The organism is Priestia megaterium (assembly GCF_046599315.1).
Classification (GTDB): Bacteria; Bacillota; Bacilli; order Bacillales; family Bacillaceae_H; genus Priestia; species Priestia megaterium_F.
In genome coordinates this window covers 57,173-75,832 of sequence record NZ_JBKIKC010000018.1, presented here as the reverse complement: position 1 = coordinate 75,832, position 18,660 = coordinate 57,173, and the positions used below count along the sequence as shown (strand labels likewise).

Sequence of the window (18,660 nt, the reverse complement as noted above, 5' to 3'; positions counted from 1 at the left end):
TACTTTTTCCCCTTTTTAAATTCTATTTTATTACATAAATAAATATTAAATAAGTCGCACTCTAAATAGCAATACATATATAACCTCTAAAAACCTCCAAATATCATTTTACATTTTTTTCATATTAAATTATTGACTTTATTGGTACCTAGTACTAATATCAACTTATATATCTTGGTATTAAAGAAAGGTGACTTTAATGAAATCAACTGCACGTATTACAGCAATAGGTACATATGTACCAGAAAAAAGACTTACGAATGATGATTTAGAAAGAATTGTTGATACAAATGATGAATGGATTGTGCAGCGAACGGGCATGAGGGAAAGAAGAGTTGCAGGTGAAAACGAATATTCTTCTGACTTAGCTATTAAAGCAATTGAAAACTTAGTCGAGCAATATCAGAAGGAGTTTATTGATGTAGATTGTATTGTTGTTTCAACAACAACGCCTGACTATGCGTTTCCAAGTGTAGCCACTCAGATACAAGACTATTTCGACATTCCTCAAACAGGTGCTCTAGACTTCAACGCTACTTGTGCTGGCTTTACGTATGGATTACATATGGCAAACGGGTTTATTACATCTGGACTTCATCAGAAAGTTTTAGTCGTTACTGCAGAAACTTTATCAAAGGTTACAGATTATACAGATCGGACTACTTGCGTCTTATTTGGGGATGGAGCCGCGGCTGTTTTAGTGGAAAAAGACGCAGAGCATCCAAGCTTTATAGCTACTCATATTGGGACAAACGGAAGAGGAGGTAAACATGTATACCGTACGAATTTATCTACTACTATGCATGGACAACCTTTAAGTTCTAGTGGCAAGATGGTTCAAAACGGAAGGGAAGTGTATAAGTGGGCATCCCGAACAATCCCTTTAGGCATAGCTGAATTATTAGATCAAGCAAATCTACAAAAGGATGAAGTAAATTGGTTTGTTCCACACAGTGCCAATTTACGAATGATTGAGTCAATATGTGAAAGATCCGACTTTTCGCTAGATAAAACATTAACTAGTGTCGAGTATATGGGAAATACCTCATCTGTTTCGATTCCATTAGCGTTACAAATAGGTATAAGCGAAGATAAGTTAAAAAACGGAGATATCCTCTTACTTTATGGATTTGGAGGAGGTCTTACACATGCAGGACATATTATTAAATGGGATTTAACAAAGTAGTAAGAATTGATGAAAAGCTCTTTTTTACTAATTAAGAGCTTTTCAGTTTTATATACATTCATTATAAGTTAACATAAAACCAATTATCGGAAATCAACTAGGCAGAAGCCCTTTTAAAACAAAGAGCTTCTGTTTGATTTTTATTTAATATGGTTAGCATATGGATCGTATATTCCAGTTAACAATAGAATGCTTGTAAATAAGGCAACTGTTCCTACCGCCAATAATGCACTACTTATAATTTTATTCTTTTGCTTACGTGAGAATAGACCCCATAAAATAAAGATAATTGCAACGAATATTAACAAAACTCCTAAGCCTATATTCAAAATTCTCTCGCCTCCTGGAATATAATAACATATACCTTTGTTTCTAGTTACCATAACGGATATTAACAGAAATAAAAAGTCCTTGGATTATTTTAACCAAGGACTTTTATGTATTTAAGTCTTTCTGAAAGTATTAACTATTATTCTTCTTTATTAGGCTTCTTAAATAAAATTAAAGCAATTGCTGCAAATACTGCTATACCTATAGTAACCCATACATTTAAGTCCATAATAGTATCCCCTTCCTGATAAAATTACTATTAATTACCATTTTATCAGAAAATGGATTGAAAAGCCCTTGTATATCGTATACAAAAGTAGTTAACATAATCACTCTTATCAGCAGCCTATTATTCGCTTACTATTTTTTTATATAGAAAGAAAAATTCTCGTTAAAGTCTACATACATATATAATTTTGTCCTTAAAATTATAAAATAGTGAAGATTCTCATGTGAAAAAGATGAAATAATCCACTTTTGTCTATATATTCTTATTGTTTATACTAAAAAGGATTGCACTTGCTGAATGATTAATTCAACAAAAGTGTATTAATTTTAAAATTCAATGGTAACTACAAGTCTATATGGCATTCTTTATCTGTAGTTACCATGCAGGAAAAAAGGAGATCGTTCATGAATAGCCGTATCTATTATGTTGATAATCTTCGGGTGTTTCTCACTGTACTTGTTATCTTACACCATGTAGCAATGACTTATGGCACAGGAGGTCTTTGGTATTTTGTAGACATGGATCAAAAGCACACATTAACATCAGTTATACTAGCCACCTTTATCTGTATTAACCAATCATTCTTTATGGGCTTATTTTTCTTCCTTTCTGGATATTTCACCCCAAATTCTTTTAATAGAAAAGGTCCTATGCTCTTTATAAGAGATCGTTTTATTCGGTTGAGTATCCCGATTATATTTTACATCTTCTTCCTTAGTCCAATCATCCAGTTTATGATCCTAGAAAGTAAAACTTTTACCTTTTGGCAATTTTATAAAACAAAGATTTTAAGTTTTGAGAGCATTGACATTGGGCCACTTTGGTTTGTGGAAGCACTTCTCATTTTTAATTTCATTTATTTCTTAGTAAGAATTGTAAGAAAGGAGCAACCTACTACTAAACAAAAATCTTTTCCAAGGGGGAGAATTCTTTTTATTACAGCTTTCTCGTTAGGGATTATGGTTTTTCTACTTCGAATGGTCTTTCCAGTAGGAAAAACGCTAATGGGTTTACAATTAGGTTTTTTTCCCGCATATATTCTCCTTTTTATAGCTGGGATCATAGCTAATCGACAGAATTGGTTAACAGATATCCCTACAAAAATAGTAAGAACTTGGATAAGGGTTCTCTTTTTTATTTCTCCCATACTGCCGTTAGGCCTAATTTTAGTACCTGAAGGAAAGTTGGAAGGAGGATTGAATTTACTAGCCTTGATATACGCTGTGTGGGAACCATTCATCGGGATCGGTATTTCTATCGCACTTCTTGCTGGATTTCGCAAATATATGAATCATACAAACTTATTCACAAAAAAATTATCTGATACGGCCTACACAGTATATATTATTCATCCCATTATCATTGTAGGCTATAGTCTAATAGTGTATAGTGTTTCACTCCATCCACTTCTTAAATTCGGGATTGTGGGAGCCATAGGAACCATTACTTGCTTTGCAGTAGCAACGGTCATCTGCAAAATTCCGTATGCTAAACGTGTACTTTAAATAGATATACAAAACTTATAAATTAATGGATTCACTTAAAGTTAACATAATCAACATTATAGGAAAGAGTCTGAAGGTCATCCTCAGGAAAATATAGAAAAAGAAGAGATTCATGTCAACTTGGAAAACGCCTTATGGCGCCTTTTTGTTAATTCACATTACTTTTAACTATCCATTCTACTTCCGTTAATTCTTGTTTTTGAACATTTTTGGTGTGTGGTTTGGTGAAATGGGCATTAACAGCTTCTTCGTTTTTCCAAATCTCCCAAAGCATTATTTTTCGTTCTGATGGTTCAAGAGGATAAGCATGGAATTTAATACATCCTTCTTCTTTATTAGTTTCTTCCTCAAGTTTTTTGAACTCTTCTATTATTTCATTAAGGTCCTTATCACTAATAATTCTTAAGCATGCAGTTATGTAATGCATCAGGTTCCCCTCTTTCATAGTTTCTTGTGATTTATCATTATAACGTTTCTCGGAATTATTTCAAGAAAAATATTCCTTTTTATTAAGGGAAGAAACTAAAAATAAAGTACATACTATCTACGTTTTTAGTTAACATAGTCACCATTATAAGCAGCAAAAAACCTGTATTTTTAAATACAGGTTTTTCATATTACTCTTCAAAATATCTATTTAAAACTTATTTTTTTTTAAAAAAATCATTCATTTCCTACCTCTATAATACCACATTTTTGTATTTTTTTCCAGTCTAGTATTTAAATCTTTTTTCAATAAAATACAGAATAGGAGTGGTATTTATATAAAAGAAATGGGGGAAGAATTTGAAGGTAGCTAGTGGAGTAGAAGTTATAGAATTAAAAATTGAAGCTTTTGGTAACCAGATTGTATTAAACCCTACGTTAGTTTGGGATAACAAGATGTCCATTTTGATTGATACTGGAGTACCTGGACAGTTAAATCAAATAAAAGAAGCCATAGCTAAAGCTGATGTTCGTTTTGATACACTCAAGGCAATTATCTTAACACACCAGGATATTGACCACATAGGGGGCGTTCCTGAACTTTTAAAGGAATCAAATAATCAGATTATAGTATATGCACATAAGGATGATAAACCCTATATTGAAGGAGATTTTCCACTCATAAAAACCGATACTAGCCGGATGAGTAAAGAAGAATTAGCATCCCTTCCGAAAGAAGTTAAACATTTATATGACAATTCCCCAAAAGTTAAGGTAGATGAATTATTAGAAAATAAACAAGAACTTCCTTACTGTGGGGGAATTGAAGTTATCCATACTCCTGGACATTCCCCAGGCCATATTAGTTTATATTTGAAACACTCAAAAACACTAGTTGTTGGAGATGCTATGGTGATAATCAATAATCGACTTCATGGACCAGTTAAACAGACTACTCTTGATATAAAAACAGCTACAGAATCTTTAAAAAAGTTCTTAGACTATGACATCGATACAGTAATTTGCTACCATGGAGGAGTTTTTAAAGGGGACCCAAGGCCACATATTTTAAAAATATTGAATGAACAACTAGCATAAGTGCTAATAAATCACTATGTAAACTGGTCCTATAATATAGGACCAGTTTACATAGTGTGAATTATCGGAAATAAAAAAAGCCCTACCAAGGCTTTTTTATTATGGGTTTCCAACTAACTCATTTTTAAACAAAGGCTTGAATGTAGCCTTTTAGTTTTGATTCTTTAATGTTATTTCCTTTCACCCATTCTTCAAAATTTATAGTTAAGCCGTTGTTTCCTTGAGCTACATTTGTAGTAAGAGTTCTCTCTTCGAATGAATAAGCAAAGGTATGTAGAGTTCCAAAAAGATTATCGTAATCTGTAAAAAATAATGGTGAGTTTTTATTACTAAATTTATGAAATGCCTCTTCCATACTTAGATTCTGATCCTTTAAGTTGTGGATGTACTCGTTACGTTTTAAAGACCCTTCAATATGTGCTCTATTTTTCTTCTTCATATCAGTATTTTGAAAGTGATTTACACATGAAATAAAGCTAGGACCTTTACGAACTAACACTTTTTCTGGACTCACTTCTACTGCTGCATAATTTCCATAAGAGTCACCAAGAGAAAAGTTATAGCATGCAGCATGAGGGATGTCTTTAAGTAAATCAATGGCTTCTTCTGTAGATTTACAAGTATCTAGTACCATCCTAACACTAGTCCAAGCAGCTATACCTTCCTGGTATTCCTGATTATTTACAAAATGAAGTCCAATAGCCAATCCACTTTCATTTACCCCGTCATGCCTTCCAATGATTTGTAAACTATAACCACAAGAGGCTAAAACATCTTTAGAGTCCAACAATAATAAGAGGCCATCATAAATATCTGGTGAAAAATCATAATTCCTCACATAATATCGATGATCCACGAATGCTGAACATCCCATATTAGTTAATTTAGGTACATCATAGCCACTAAACATAGCAGCCACTTTCTCATATGGAAGTTGTAAACCTTCAGATAAACCTTGCAATTCTTCAAGCAAGTTAGGGGATAACGAGGAAAATACGTTATGAAAGTGATTCATGTTAATTTCGGGTTTAGTTAACTTATTGAATACATTAATTAAATTCTTATCCTTTAAATGTTTTCCAAGATGGAAACCTATTTCGTAAGGAGTAGTTCTCAATTGGAGAATATCAATCTCAAAATTAGACAACCTTTTCACCCTTCCTGTTCGATCTAATATCATATATTTTGAAATTATAGCATAAAAAGGATGAATTTCACCTTGTATACTCTATACAAAGTCAGTTAACATAATCACAATTCTAGGAAACAACAAATAAAGAGCCTTATTATTTAAGACTCTTTATTTGTTCCCTATTTACCTTTCTGCTTGGCCTTTGCTTTTTGTTTTTTCATTAGGTATTTTTGTTCCTTCAGTTCTTCACGATATTGTTTAGCTCTCTTTTTTTTGCTTTTTTTCTTTTCTTCATATTCTTGCTTTATAGCTTCTTGAGCTTTAGTGGAAACACCAACTTTATTTATTTGTTTTGCTACTTGGCGCTGTAAACGTTTAGGATTAATCTTTTTATCAGATTTTCCTTTTACATCAAGACCTGAATGAACCGATTGATTAATAATATTTAGTAATTTGTAATAAATAAAGTCTAATATCTCTGTATCTTTAGGTTCTGCTCCAAATACATAACGAAATGCTCTTAATTTACCGTCTTCTACAACTTCAATAATTCCTACCCAAAACTGACCATCATAGTAAATCGTTAGTGACATAACGATTCCCTCCTCTAAACATACTATGAAATGATGGACATCCCGAGGAGGGGAAGGTTACTGGCATTAATACATATTAATGCATCCGGACTACCAACCGAATCGTGTTTTTACATTCCACATACAAATTTTAACATAAAAACAATCAGTATAAATAGTTTCCCTTAAAACACTATTTAAAAATGTATATTATATGCACCCGTAGTTAACATAATGTGATATATCGGCAATTAAACATCTGAATATTCTACCTTTAAGTGCTACTCTTATGATTTATCCTATAGTTCATGCATTAGCTTTGCCCAAATAAAAAAACAAATCTCATTTAAAGTAATAAAATTACTTTTAAATGAGATTTTCGAACATTGAATATTAAAATCCATTTCCGTGTTCTTTCTCAATAGAAATAAGCTTTTGCAATATCATTTTCACAAGGATTCCGATTAAAATATAAAATGGCACAGAATAAATATGTTCCCATTTCAGTACTTTATATATCCCTAACCATTTAAAAATACTTTCCCCTACAAAGGAAGCGAAAAAAGAATAGACTATGATGGCTAATATATACTTCTGCCATTTAGGAAACCATTGATAAATCATCATATAAAAGAAGGGGATCACAGAAAAGTTAGCAGGTAACCATAAATCTCTTTCTAAATATGTCAGAGTATACGGATAAACCCAGTAACGCAGTGATGTACCCACTTGATCTAGTATAAAAGCAATTCCAGACGTAAATAGTCCAACTAGGCTTATTTCAATTATTCTCCTTTTATCTACCAACATCCACCATAGAGGAAAAGGAAGAATTAAAATTAAAATCATTATCCACCATTGGTAAGTAAATACTACTTCCTCTTTCCAATAATTAAGCCACAGGATTTTTAATTCATCATAATGATGTTCAATTTCTTCAAATTTTTTCATATCTAGATTCCAATCTTTTTTATCTTAGATTCTCCTAACGGGAAAAAATCAGCTTAATGAAGAAGGTACTCTTTTTTTAGTTGAAATAAATTTCTGAAAACCATATAAAAAGGCTGCCTTCGTGGTAAAAATCATTAAAAAGTGATACCTTTTTAGGCGTACCATCGAACCGTACCCAATTTTTTTAAACCAACTCATTAGAACATATATAAAGAAAGCATCAAGAATAAAATTAGTCATCATGAACTTGCGGAAATTCCCATAAGTAAATTTAAAAATCCACATTGTCCCTACGAGAAATGGACCAAAAAGAATAGGGATTTCTCCTAACATTTTCGGATGAAGGCTTTTATAAAAATACCACCATGTTCTCTTTCTAGCCAAAAAACATTCTGCGAGAACAATTAGATTGATAATTAGTGACGAAAGAAAAAATTTCTTTAAAGTTTGCTGTCCTAATAACGGAATAGAAAGCCAAGGTACTATTAGTAAAGCTAACAGGTACTTCTTATGTTTTTTCATTTAAGTAGACATCCCTTTTTATTTTAAGTTCTCCTAAAAGGAAAATTTTATTACGAGTTTAAATGAAGCATTAAGAAAAGTATTTAAGGAAAAAGGATTATTCAAATGAAAATTCAAGTGACTGTTCAAAAAAAGGCAATTTCGAGGGAAATGAACATCTGTGGATTGAAGGAGTAACTTATTTAAAGAAAAGGCTCTATTATTAGAGTATCGAATAAGAAAAGGGATAAATTATAACAGATTTATTAGAGGAAATTTCAAACTAATAAATTCAAATAAAATTTGTTATTGAAAGTGTGATACATTGAATAAGAGACAAGAAATGAAAGGAGTTTTTTTATGAGTAATCATGAAGCACAAAATGAATTGCCACCAAAAACATGTACAATTGATCGACTTGTAACGATGCCGGATGATGTAAATAAAGTACTCAAGGGCAGCAAAACAGCAACTCGCCGAAATGGAAGGTATGCTGATGTAGGAGAGATAATGGTCTTAGGGAATAAAAAGTTTATAGTGGAACGGGTTTATTCTCAATCACTAGGTGAATTAACAGATGAAAATGCTCGCCAGGAGGGCTATGATACAGTAGAGGAATATAAGCAATCTATTTTATCTTATCATCCTGGAATGCCTTGGCTCCCACAAATGAGGGTCTGGGTGCATGAGTTCAGATCAATTAACGATTGATAGGTAAAAGAAATGGATTTGTTGTACCGTATATTAGTATATATTCATGTTTCTAGTGTCATTTTATCTATTGGTCCTTTCTTTATTCTCTTGCCAATCGTTAAAAAACTACATAGTTCAAGAGAACAAGAAATGAATGCCTATTTGAGTACATTTCAATCTGTTGTTAGGCTCGCAAAACATACAGGCCACGTTCTTGTTATAACAGGGATACTCCTCGTAATGTGTGGTCCATGGACGTGGACTACTCCGTGGATTATAATGACACTGATTTTCCTCTTTTGCTCATTGTTCTTTCTGGCCCGTGCATTTTCACCAACGCTTCGAAAGTACAAGGAGGAAGGGCATAATAAAAAAGAACTGGCAACTAAACTAAAGCGATCTATTTGGATTTACATCATTCTATTAATGACGATGCTCTGGTTTATGGTCGGTAAGCCGACTTTTTGGTGAAATTCACCCATTTGTCGTCACTAAAATTAAACAGTTAAACTGATTATTTTTATGAAATACTTTACAATTTACTTAACATAACTCGTGTTTTCGGAACACATCTACTCATGCAATAGGATATTGCAAATTTGTTATGTAAAGGATGCATAGTTCTTACAATCTTTGAACAAACTACCCAAGATGCTGTGAAGCATCACTTTGGAAATCCTCATCTTTTCGAGTTGACAGGATGTATTAAGAAAAACTACTGACCCCTGTTCAGTGGTTTTTTCTTTTTAATACATAAGTTATTGATAATTTAAGCAAACTACACGAGACGCCGTGAGGCATCAGCGAAAATCCTTATTGCAATAGAGCAGAAAAAACCTACCTCTTTGGATTGGGAAGAGATAGGTTTTTTTCTGTTTTTAAGATGTATAGAATATACATTTGTAGTTAACATAATGGATTTTATAGGAAATAGACGCAAAGATAGTAGAAATCTTAGATAACTCCAACACTTGTCCAAACCGTTTTTATTACTTTGCATACTATAAAAGTGAGCATCCTCCTGCTCTTCCAATAGATCGATTCTTTTACTACTGTGTGGTGAACAGTAGTTTTCTCTTTTTTTGACCCTGTAAATTGGGAATAAAATTTTACTCTTTGAGCAAACTACTCAAGACGTTCTGCAACGTCGGCCAAACATTGATTATCATTCATGAAACAGAAAAAACAACTGAACAGGACCAGTTGTTTTTTCTGTTTTTAAGCTGTATAGGATATACGAAGTTTAAGACAATTTTTCAATTTTGTATGCGAATTGATGAAACTTTGGAACTGTTATAAAACAGTAATTTTTTTCTGATAAATATTGAATGATTTTAGGTAATGAAGTACCGATTTGGTCTCTAGGTCCACTATCGTACTGATCCCCATCATGCATTACAATGAGACTGCTTTTTTTAAGTCCCGAAATGACATTTTTTTGTATACTCGAAGGGGATTTTTCCTGCCAATCTTTACTATCTACATTCCACAATACAGGAGTCATTCCAAACTTTTTAATAGCCTTAGTATTTTTATCATTTATTGAACTATATGGAGGGCGAAACAGAGTGGGAGAATGACCTATTATTTTCTCAATCTGAATATTTGTGGAATTGATTTCCCCCCACAATTCATTCGTTGAAAGGGTTGTTATATCAGGGTGGTTCCATGTGTGATTGCCAATGGTATGCTTTTCTCTATGAATTCTTTTCATTATATCTGGGAATTTTTTTACCTCTGAACCAACAACAAAGAATGTTGCAGGTATATTATATTTTTTTAGAATATCTAGAATGAGGACTGTATAAGCTGATAGACCATCATCAAAAGTTAGAGCAACATACCGGGGTGGATTTTGATTTATATTTTCACTCCTTTTTATAATTAAAGAGATTAATTATATGTAAAAATCCCTTGGATTCATATAATTTAAAGGATATCCTCTAGTGCACGATAATTCTTATGATTATTGATTAAAGATTAAAGTGAATAGTAACTATAAATTAAACTATGTTAGCTTAATATGGATAAGTATACCAAATTACCTTTTTTTAGAAGAATATATAAAGAAATCTCCAGCCTTCCACCGGAGATTCCTAAGATTATTGAGCGAATTTCTCTGGAAACTGCTTCACAACTCCCGTAGAAATCGTATCTGCCATTAAGATGATATGTGAGACACCTTCATCAATCGCACCAATTCTTGCCTCCCAATCCCTTGCTAAGCTCGCAGATAAATCATTTGTCACCAATTTTAGATGCATATACAGCAATTTTTTCAAATCCTCATTTTTTAAATACGGATTAGCATGGCTAAGGAACGCTGCTATATCATAATAATTGCTTTATTATAGCATCACACCGACGATAGTTCCTGATAATAAACTTACTAAGGTAGCTCCATATAAGAGTTTTAATCCAAACTGGGAAACCACATTAGCCTGTTTCGGATCAATACTTTTCGTTGCCCCAGCGATAATTCCAATAGAAGAAAAATTCGCAAATGATACAAGAAAAATTGATAATATACCAACTGTCCGTGGTGATAAATCTCCGGCTATATTTTTCAGATCAAGCATTGCAACAAATTCATTTGTTACTAGTTTTGTAGCCATAATATTACCGGCCTGTACTGTTTCCGATGCAGGAATTCCCATTATAAAAGCCAAGGGTGAAAAAATATATCCTAATATACTTTGGAATGTTATACCAAAAATGGAGTCAAATAAGCCATTTATTGCTGCTATTAAAGCTACAAATCCTATTAACATCGCTGCTACGGTTACAGCAATAGTAAATCCTAGTATAATATATTCTCCCAACATTTCGAAAAAAGTTTGCTTCTTGTATTCCTGTAATTCTAAAATGTCTTCTTCTTCACTTACTGTGTAAGGGTTTACAATATGAATGATAATAAAACCACTAAATAAGTTTAGAACAAGTGCTGTTACGACATATTTGGGCTCAACCATTTTCATATAAGATCCTACAATTGACATTGAAACAGTAGACATAGAAGACGCACAAAGAGTGTATAAGCGCTTTCTTGACAATTGGCTCAATTGATCTTTTACTGTAATGAATACTTCTCCCTGTCCAACAATGGCAGCTGCCACTGCATTATAAGACTCTAACTTTCCTAATCCATTTACTTTACTTAATAAAAAACCAATACCTTTAATAATAAATGGCAAAATTCTTAAGTGCTGTAGTATTCCAATCAACACAGCAATAAAAATAATGGGAAGAAGAGCAGAAAGGAAAAATGGAGCTTCCCCTTTATTTGCTAATCCCCCAAATACAAAATTAACGCCAGATTCTGAGTATTTTAATAGAATGCCAAAGGCATCAGCAATTCCTTTAACTAGGATGAATCCAATAGATGTATTTAATAGAAAATAGGATAATACCAATTGAATAACAAGTAAGATAGCAATTGGTTTATATTTAATTTCTTTTCGATTACTACTTATGAGAAAAGCAAGTAAAAATGTAACTATTAATCCAAGTATAAAAATAAGAATTTTCATGTTGTCTTTCCCCTTATAAAATATTTAGATTGTACTGTAAATAAAGAACTGAAGATCTACATTCTGTTATTCCAAACTTAATATAGTTAAAAGTTAAGCTAATTTATTGAAAATAATTTAAGAACAATTTTTTATTGATAGAAAGGGTATTTTTTTACTCAGCATTTGGTAAATATAAAAGTATAGTGAAAATATAATTCCTTCTTTATTTGAAAATAAGAAGAGAACATATAAAAATTAAATACTTTTGTTTTGTTATTTCAAAATAAACATGTACATCACTAATATGAAACGGTTTATATTTTAGATTTTTCCTTGCAGGCTTTCAGAGTAAAGATATTTCACAATTTTTTAAAGAAGACTCCTTAAGGTTTTGCTACATCACATTGTCTAATGTATCTACTTTAAGGAGTATACCTTCATAAAATAAAACTTGTTATCCTCTAAGAAGTGTATATCAATGCACAAGAATAGAAGAAGCCACTATGTTTAACAAGAAAAGTACAGCAATTATATAAACGAGAGGGGATACCTGTTTCGATTTTCCAATCGCAACTTTAGCCAATGGATATACAATAAAACCAAAAGCCAAACCATCCGCGATACTAGAAGTCAATGGTATACAAACAATAATTAAAAAAGCAGGAAAACTCTCTGAGAAATCAGAGAAAGGAATGTCAACTACACTTTTCGTCATAAGTGCTCCAATGATAATTAATACTGGAGCCACAGCATTTCCTGGTATTAGTTGAATAACTGGTAATGCTAATGCAGAGAAGGTAAACAAAATAGCCGTCACTAGGGCAGGAATGCCTGTTTTCCCCCTTCTGAAATTCCCGATGCACTTTCAGCAGATGCAATAGTAGGGCTCGTGCCGAGAATTCCTGAAGCTATTGTAGAAATTGCTACTACTTTATATGCTCGAGGAAATTTTTCGATATCTGGTAGCATGCCACTTAACAATCCCATGTTTTCAAAGAGAACAATCATAGTCATAGAAAACACGGCAATCCAGAAAGGTATCTGTAAGATACTAAAATCACCGGATGCAAATATATGATTGTAAGCATGAAAATCTATTCCTTTTGCTGTTATTTCCTTTTTATCTGTAATGCCTAACGTCAGTAGACTAGTAAATAGTAAGCCAATTAGTAAGCTTCCTTTGGTATTTCGAACAAATAACACTAATGTAACTACTAGACCTAATAGTGTCGATAATGTAATAGGATCTCCAAAATCACCAAGGGCAACGATGGTAGTGTCACTTGATTGGATAATTCCACCTTTCTGTAAACCTATAAAAGTAAGAAAGAGGCCAATTCCTACTGTAATTCCATGTTTTAGAGAATCGGGAACAGAAGCTAGTATTCGATTCCCAAAAGAAGAAATAGCGACAAGAAAAAAGAGTATTCCCGAAACTATTATTACGGCCAGTCCTTGATTATGAGTGAGGCCTATGGATTGAATCATCGTATAACTAAAAAATGCATTAATTCCCATGCCAGGAATCACGATAATAGGTGCGTTTACCCATAGAGCCATCAGTAGACACCCGATAATCGAAGCAGCAATAGTTGCTATCATGCTAGCACTTAATGGAATTCCAGCATCCTTTAAAATCAGTGGGTTAACCAATATAATATAGGCACTTGTGAAAAAGGATGTTAATCCAGCCATAAGTTCTCTTTTCCACGTTGTTTTATGTGTTTCTAGCTGAAAGTGTTGACTTAAAAAATGTATCATAATTTTATTCCTCCACTTTGAATCCCGCACCCACCCGTTATGCATGTTGAACATAACCATATTGCTAATTATTCTTTTTTAAAATTCGCTCGACCGACGTGTAGTTTATACAGCGCACATTTACAGGTTTTTTTGAACTATAATTTCTCTACATTACAGCAATAACTTCTTTAACTAATTTTAAAAATTGAGCTTTAATATTTTCCGTCGTTTCCATTACTTCATCATGCGTTAAAGAGTGCTCAGAGATTCCTGCAGCCATATTACTGATACAAGAGATTCCCAATACTTCTAATCCCGAATGTTGAGCAACAATTACTTCGGGAACAGTAGACATTCCTACAGCGCTTGCCCCAATTATGCTTAGAAAGTTGACCTCAGCCGGTGTTTCATAACTTGGTCCAAGCATACCCGCATAAATACCTTCTACCATATTTATCTTGTTCTTGCTTGCCACGTCTTTTGCTAAAGCAATTAATTTCTTTGAATAAGCTTCCGACATATCAGAGAATCTTTCACCGAATTCTTCTTCATTTGGACCAATCAAAGGGTTTTGAGAAGTCAAATTGATATGATCTTGAATGATCATCAAATCACCAGGCTTAAAGTTAGGGTTAATACCTCCAGCAGCGTTTGTTACGATAATTTGCTGAACGCCAATTGCTTTCATTATACGAATTGGATAGGTAACTGCTTCTAGAGAATGTCCTTCATAATAATGAAATCTTCCTTGCATAGCTATTACACGCTTTCCCTTTAAATCCCCGATAACCATTTGACCTGCATGCCCAGTCACAGTTGAAGCAGGGAAATGAGGAATTTCATTATAAGGAATATAAATTGGCTTTTCGATTTCCTCTGCTAATATGCCAAGACCAGACCCTAGAACTAATCCGATGGATGGGCATTGATCAATCTGAGATAATAAATAATCTTTTGTTTGTTGAACCTTCTCATTAAATTTCATTATTTCTTTCTCCTTTCAAATAGCAAAAATAAAATATATGAATTAAGGCTATCTTTTCTATACTAAGAGAAAAGTTGTCTTAGTATAAAAGAAGATAGCGCTAACATAAAACGTTTTCATATTTCTTTTTTTAAATTGTAATGTCAAATCAGAAAGCCCCTACCAAATCTTGAGGAAAGAAAACCTTCTTCTCAAAAGCTCATCAATTCCTTTTTAATTTGTTAGCATCTCAATAATAGACATACATTCTATAAAAACATCTGAATTTCCATGATGATGTTGGACGTCAGACAACTAAGAGCATAGGGTGATTCTAACATTAAATTATTTAATATTCAATATATTTAAGAAGTTTATTGAATATTAAATTCTATATTTTTACTACAGCAATTTTTATCGAGAAAAATTGTTTTGTAAGCGATTTGCTTCTGCAATCACTTTTTCTTCATCAATTGTTAGACAGTTCCCGTCTTTTACAATTATTTTTCCATCAATAAATACATCACATACATCACTTCCACGTGCAGCATAAAGTAAATGTGAATGTGCCTCACTAATCGGTTGTAAATGTTCTTTATCATAAGGATAAATGGTAATGAAATCTGCCTTTTTATTTACTTCAAGAGAACCTGTATGTGCCATGCCAATAGCTTCAGCTCCAATTCGAGTAGTGAGGGCTAATGCCATCTGTGCAGGGAACTTAGTAGCATCTTTATAAATGCCTTTTTGCAGTAAAGCAGCAGTTCTCGTTTCTTCAAACATATCGAGATTGTTATTAGAAGCTACACTATCTGTTGCAATTCCGACTTTAATTCCAGCATCTAAAAGACTAACAATATCTGCAATCCCTGAGCCTAGCTTCAAATTACTAATTGGATTGTGAGCAACCCGTACATCATGTTGTTTTAATATGTCCCTCTCTTCATCATTAAGGATAACACCATGTGCCATAACCGTTGGTTGATCAAAGATACCTAAACGACGAAGATGTTCAACGGGACGAACTCCATAACGTTTTTCAATATCCAAAATTTCGTAATCGGTTTCAGAAACATGAATGTGGATCATTAAATTATTCTCTTTAGAGATCCGTAAGCTTTCGAGAAGAGCTTCAGGTGTACATGCATAAGGACTGTGAGGCGCCACCATTGTTGTAAGGCGACCATGGGCAGCCATTTTATGATTTTGAGCAAAGCGCTCAGCTTGCATAAGATTTAGTTTTTGTTCTTCCTCTGTTCCTAAACTAAATATGGTATGAGAGAACGCTCCACGAATTCCTGTTTTCTCAATTGTCTGCATCACCGCATCTGAATCTATACCTTTAGGATTAAACATGTCTGAGAATGTGGTTGTTCCTGTTTTTAGCATCTCTAAAATTCCAAGTTGAGCACTTGTACTGGCAACCTCTGTATTAAATTGGCTCTCGAGAGGCCATATTTTAGTTTCAAGCCAAGGTTTAAGCAGCATGTCGTCTCCAATACCACGTAAAAGAGTCATTAAAATATGAGAATGGGCGTTTACAAGTCCAGGAAGGACCCATTTTCCATAAAGATCCACCACTTGATCGGCTCCTATTAACTTATCTGCAGAATGCTCACCAATATATAAGATAGATTGATTTTGTACGATCATCATCCCATTTTCAAAAATATTATTTTCTTCATCCATAGCGAAAAATGTGGCGTTAATATACACTGTTTTCATTACTATTCCTCCAAAAGTATTAATTTTTATATGGTTAGTAAAATTATCTCCACCTAATCATTTAGATCCAAATGTATATCGATTTTAAAAAAATGAATTTTTTCACCTTCTTATTTTGAACTTATTTCTCTTATTAACATCGCTTTCAGTCGATATTCCAGTATATTGAATATCCTGTTAGAATATCGACTTTAGTTACTACTATGTTAGTAACTTTATATAGAGTACATGGATTTAATAATGTTTGTCAATCAAAAATTGGAATATTTAATGTTGTATAATGAAATTAGTGACGACACTAGAAACTTAAAGAAGTTATTATTTTCTTTTTATAGTAAGTATGAAAGCTATAAGGCACATTTTCACATAGGATTTATAAGACGAAATTAGATTTAATATTGTTCTATTATTATTTGCAGATAACTTTGTATTGAGTAAAAACTTATTTTGGATATATTAGGAATTGTTTTGATAATTCGAAATGAAATTAGGAAGAGGAAGGCATAGGTTACAAAAGTTTGAGTTTTCACAATGTGAAAGTAAAGAATAGAAAATTCTTGTTTCGCTAGAGGAAGCATTAGATGCAATTACTATCGTTAAATATTCTAGCGTACCTAAATCAAAAATCTGTGAAATTTTAGGACGCATGATTAAGAAAGGAAGGGTAATGAACTCTATGAGAGAATAGAAAAAGCTTTATACTGTGCTTCCACTAACTCTTGCTATTGAAAAATGAAACACTGGGTTTCAAGGTAACATTAAGCAATTAAAGAAAAAAGAATAAAAAAATTATTAAATGATCTTGTGTGGAGTTAAAAAAGACAGGTCTATTCGAGTGCAAAATAAACAATTAATTGAAGAAGCAAGAAGGTCTATCCGGATTTATGGGTAGAAAGATGATTTAATAGACTACTTACCATTACTTAAAAAAAAGAGACAGCTGGAGTGAGTATAGAGGTTCTAAGGGTAAGTTCTTTAAATATAAACTTAAAGAACTTGTATACTCTAATTCCAGCAAAAGAGTATGATGTATTAGAACGATTTCAATTAATTATTGTTGATGATCAAAAAGTTATTTTTGAATTGTAATATATCTTTTAAAATATACGTAAAAAAAGAAATTTTTGTTTAAATCCAACTTTCTTATAAAACAGGATGATGTATCAATGAGCCTTAGTGGATTGGAACAAACTTTCCTTTTTAAGAATTCGTCTTCTTTATTATGTATATATTTAGTAATCGATATATTCTTTAATATAAGCATTTTTCTTATTAACAATAGCCAAGTACTCCATAAGAAGCCTTGGCTATTGTTATAATTATAGGACGCCAAAGTACAATTGAAAAAGAAAAACTTTTATTTTAAACGCTTACGAAAAACATGAAAATCAAAATTATCAGAACGAAAGTAGTTTACTGAATATAAAACAAGCCGGTCGTTTTCATCATAATGTGATTGCTTTAAAACTAATAAAGGAGTTTCCATATCACTTTTTAAAGCGTCTGATATTTCTGGTAAGTAACTAGTCGTTCCTATACTTGTAGTAGCATAGTCAATTTTAATATTAACTTTTGCTTCTAGAAAGTCGAAAATTGACTCTCTATCTAATTTACATTCGTTAGGTAACAAATTTTGGGGGATTTTATCTATACAATATACCAAAGGGTCTCCATTTGACGTTCTTATTCTCTTGACTAATAACATTTTCTCATTATCTTTAAGATTTAACTTTTGTTTTTCATGTTTATTTGGCATTATATAGTCTGAAAATATTAACTTTGTGCCAGGTGTATAGCCTTTTCTTTGAATCAGATCTGTCACACTAAACAGTTCTTCTATCCCATTTGAATATAGAGGCTTTTGATTTATAAAAGTACCTATACCGTGTTTTTTAGTAACTATATTTTCTTGTTCTAGTGCTCTTAAAGCTTCCCTTACTGTAGAGCGACTTACCTTAAAATTTTTAGCTAGCTCAGTTTCTGAAGGTAATTTCTCACCGGGAGTCAAGCTGCCTTTTTCTATTTCTTTCTTAAGTTTATCCATAATAATCAAATATCTTGATTTTTGATAACTTTCTATATACATTAAACGC

At 32.4% G+C, this 18,660-nt stretch carries 16 protein-coding genes and 1 pseudogene; 5 read left to right on the top strand and 12 right to left on the bottom strand.

Annotated features, from left to right (window positions below; translation table 11 throughout):
- The first annotated feature begins 199 nt into the window (after positions 1-199).
- On the top strand, positions 200-1,186 hold the full coding sequence (locus tag ACLHDF_RS28135) for a ketoacyl-ACP synthase III (protein WP_413921730.1): 987 nt from the start codon (positions 200-202) through the stop codon (positions 1,184-1,186).
- Positions 1,187-1,326: 140 nt separating this feature from the next.
- Here ACLHDF_RS28135 and ACLHDF_RS28130 read toward each other — a convergent pair whose 3' ends face one another.
- Positions 1,327-1,515 carry a hypothetical protein gene (locus ACLHDF_RS28130; RefSeq protein ID WP_413921729.1) on the bottom strand — a complete coding sequence of 63 codons (189 nt, stop codon included), beginning with the start codon at positions 1,513-1,515 and terminating at the stop codon, positions 1,327-1,329.
- 634 nt (positions 1,516-2,149) lie between these two features.
- On the opposite strand from ACLHDF_RS28130, the gene ACLHDF_RS28125 reads away from it, so the two are divergent.
- A complete protein-coding gene (locus tag ACLHDF_RS28125; RefSeq protein WP_413921728.1) occupies positions 2,150-3,250 on the top strand; it encodes an acyltransferase family protein in 1,101 nt (366 codons plus the stop codon).
- 148 nt (positions 3,251-3,398) lie between these two features.
- Here ACLHDF_RS28125 and ACLHDF_RS28120 read toward each other — a convergent pair whose 3' ends face one another.
- Positions 3,399-3,695, bottom strand: a complete 297-nt coding sequence (locus ACLHDF_RS28120) for a putative quinol monooxygenase (protein ID WP_413921727.1) — start codon at positions 3,693-3,695, stop codon at positions 3,399-3,401.
- Positions 3,696-4,036: 341 nt separating this feature from the next.
- Here ACLHDF_RS28120 and ACLHDF_RS28115 point away from each other — a divergent pair, with 341 nt between their 5' ends.
- Positions 4,037-4,774, top strand: coding sequence for an MBL fold metallo-hydrolase (locus ACLHDF_RS28115; RefSeq protein ID WP_413921726.1), 738 nt, complete (start codon positions 4,037-4,039; stop codon positions 4,772-4,774).
- A gap of 124 nt (positions 4,775-4,898) precedes the next feature.
- Here ACLHDF_RS28115 and ACLHDF_RS28110 read toward each other — a convergent pair whose 3' ends face one another.
- The 3 genes from ACLHDF_RS28110 to ACLHDF_RS28100 form a co-directional block, all read right to left on the bottom strand.
- Positions 4,899-5,930, bottom strand: a complete 1,032-nt coding sequence (locus ACLHDF_RS28110) for a C45 family autoproteolytic acyltransferase/hydolase (protein ID WP_413921725.1) — start codon at positions 5,928-5,930, stop codon at positions 4,899-4,901.
- Between the two features lie 155 nt (positions 5,931-6,085).
- Complete coding sequence (locus ACLHDF_RS28105) at positions 6,086-6,499, bottom strand: YjdF family protein (protein WP_413921724.1); 414 nt, start codon at positions 6,497-6,499, stop codon at positions 6,086-6,088.
- Between the two features lie 372 nt (positions 6,500-6,871).
- Positions 6,872-7,429, bottom strand: coding sequence for a CBO0543 family protein (locus ACLHDF_RS28100; protein WP_413921723.1), 558 nt, complete (start codon positions 7,427-7,429; stop codon positions 6,872-6,874).
- Positions 7,430-8,290: 861 nt separating this feature from the next.
- Between ACLHDF_RS28100 and ACLHDF_RS28095 the strand changes: the two genes are divergently transcribed.
- Positions 8,291-8,641, top strand: a complete 351-nt coding sequence (locus tag ACLHDF_RS28095; protein ID WP_413921722.1) for an ASCH domain-containing protein — start codon at positions 8,291-8,293, stop codon at positions 8,639-8,641.
- A 12-nt stretch (positions 8,642-8,653) separates the two neighbouring features.
- The gene (locus ACLHDF_RS28090; protein WP_413921721.1) at positions 8,654-9,094 is read left to right on the top strand and encodes a hypothetical protein; all 441 of its coding nucleotides are present in this window, start codon (positions 8,654-8,656) and stop codon (positions 9,092-9,094) included.
- A gap of 772 nt (positions 9,095-9,866) precedes the next feature.
- Here ACLHDF_RS28090 and ACLHDF_RS28085 read toward each other — a convergent pair.
- The 7 genes and pseudogenes from ACLHDF_RS28085 to ACLHDF_RS28055 form a co-directional block, all read right to left on the bottom strand.
- On the bottom strand, positions 9,867-10,487 hold the full coding sequence (locus ACLHDF_RS28085; protein ID WP_413921741.1) for a polysaccharide deacetylase family protein: 621 nt from the start codon (positions 10,485-10,487) through the stop codon (positions 9,867-9,869).
- A 238-nt stretch (positions 10,488-10,725) separates the two neighbouring features.
- Complete coding sequence (locus ACLHDF_RS28080; RefSeq protein WP_413921720.1) at positions 10,726-10,896, bottom strand: hypothetical protein; 171 nt, start codon at positions 10,894-10,896, stop codon at positions 10,726-10,728.
- Between the two features lie 75 nt (positions 10,897-10,971).
- Positions 10,972-12,153, bottom strand: coding sequence for a NupC/NupG family nucleoside CNT transporter (locus ACLHDF_RS28075; RefSeq protein WP_413921719.1), 1,182 nt, complete (start codon positions 12,151-12,153; stop codon positions 10,972-10,974).
- A gap of 457 nt (positions 12,154-12,610) precedes the next feature.
- Positions 12,611-13,896, bottom strand: a pseudogene (locus ACLHDF_RS28070) (NCS2 family permease).
- 148 nt (positions 13,897-14,044) lie between these two features.
- Positions 14,045-14,863, bottom strand: coding sequence for a purine-nucleoside phosphorylase (locus ACLHDF_RS28065; protein ID WP_413921718.1), 819 nt, complete (start codon positions 14,861-14,863; stop codon positions 14,045-14,047).
- A gap of 393 nt (positions 14,864-15,256) precedes the next feature.
- Complete coding sequence (locus ACLHDF_RS28060) at positions 15,257-16,567, bottom strand: amidohydrolase family protein (RefSeq protein ID WP_413921717.1); 1,311 nt, start codon at positions 16,565-16,567, stop codon at positions 15,257-15,259.
- A 1,357-nt stretch (positions 16,568-17,924) separates the two neighbouring features.
- Positions 17,925-18,653, bottom strand: coding sequence for a GntR family transcriptional regulator (locus ACLHDF_RS28055; RefSeq protein ID WP_413921716.1), 729 nt, complete (start codon positions 18,651-18,653; stop codon positions 17,925-17,927).
- Positions 18,654-18,660 lie beyond the last annotated feature (7 nt).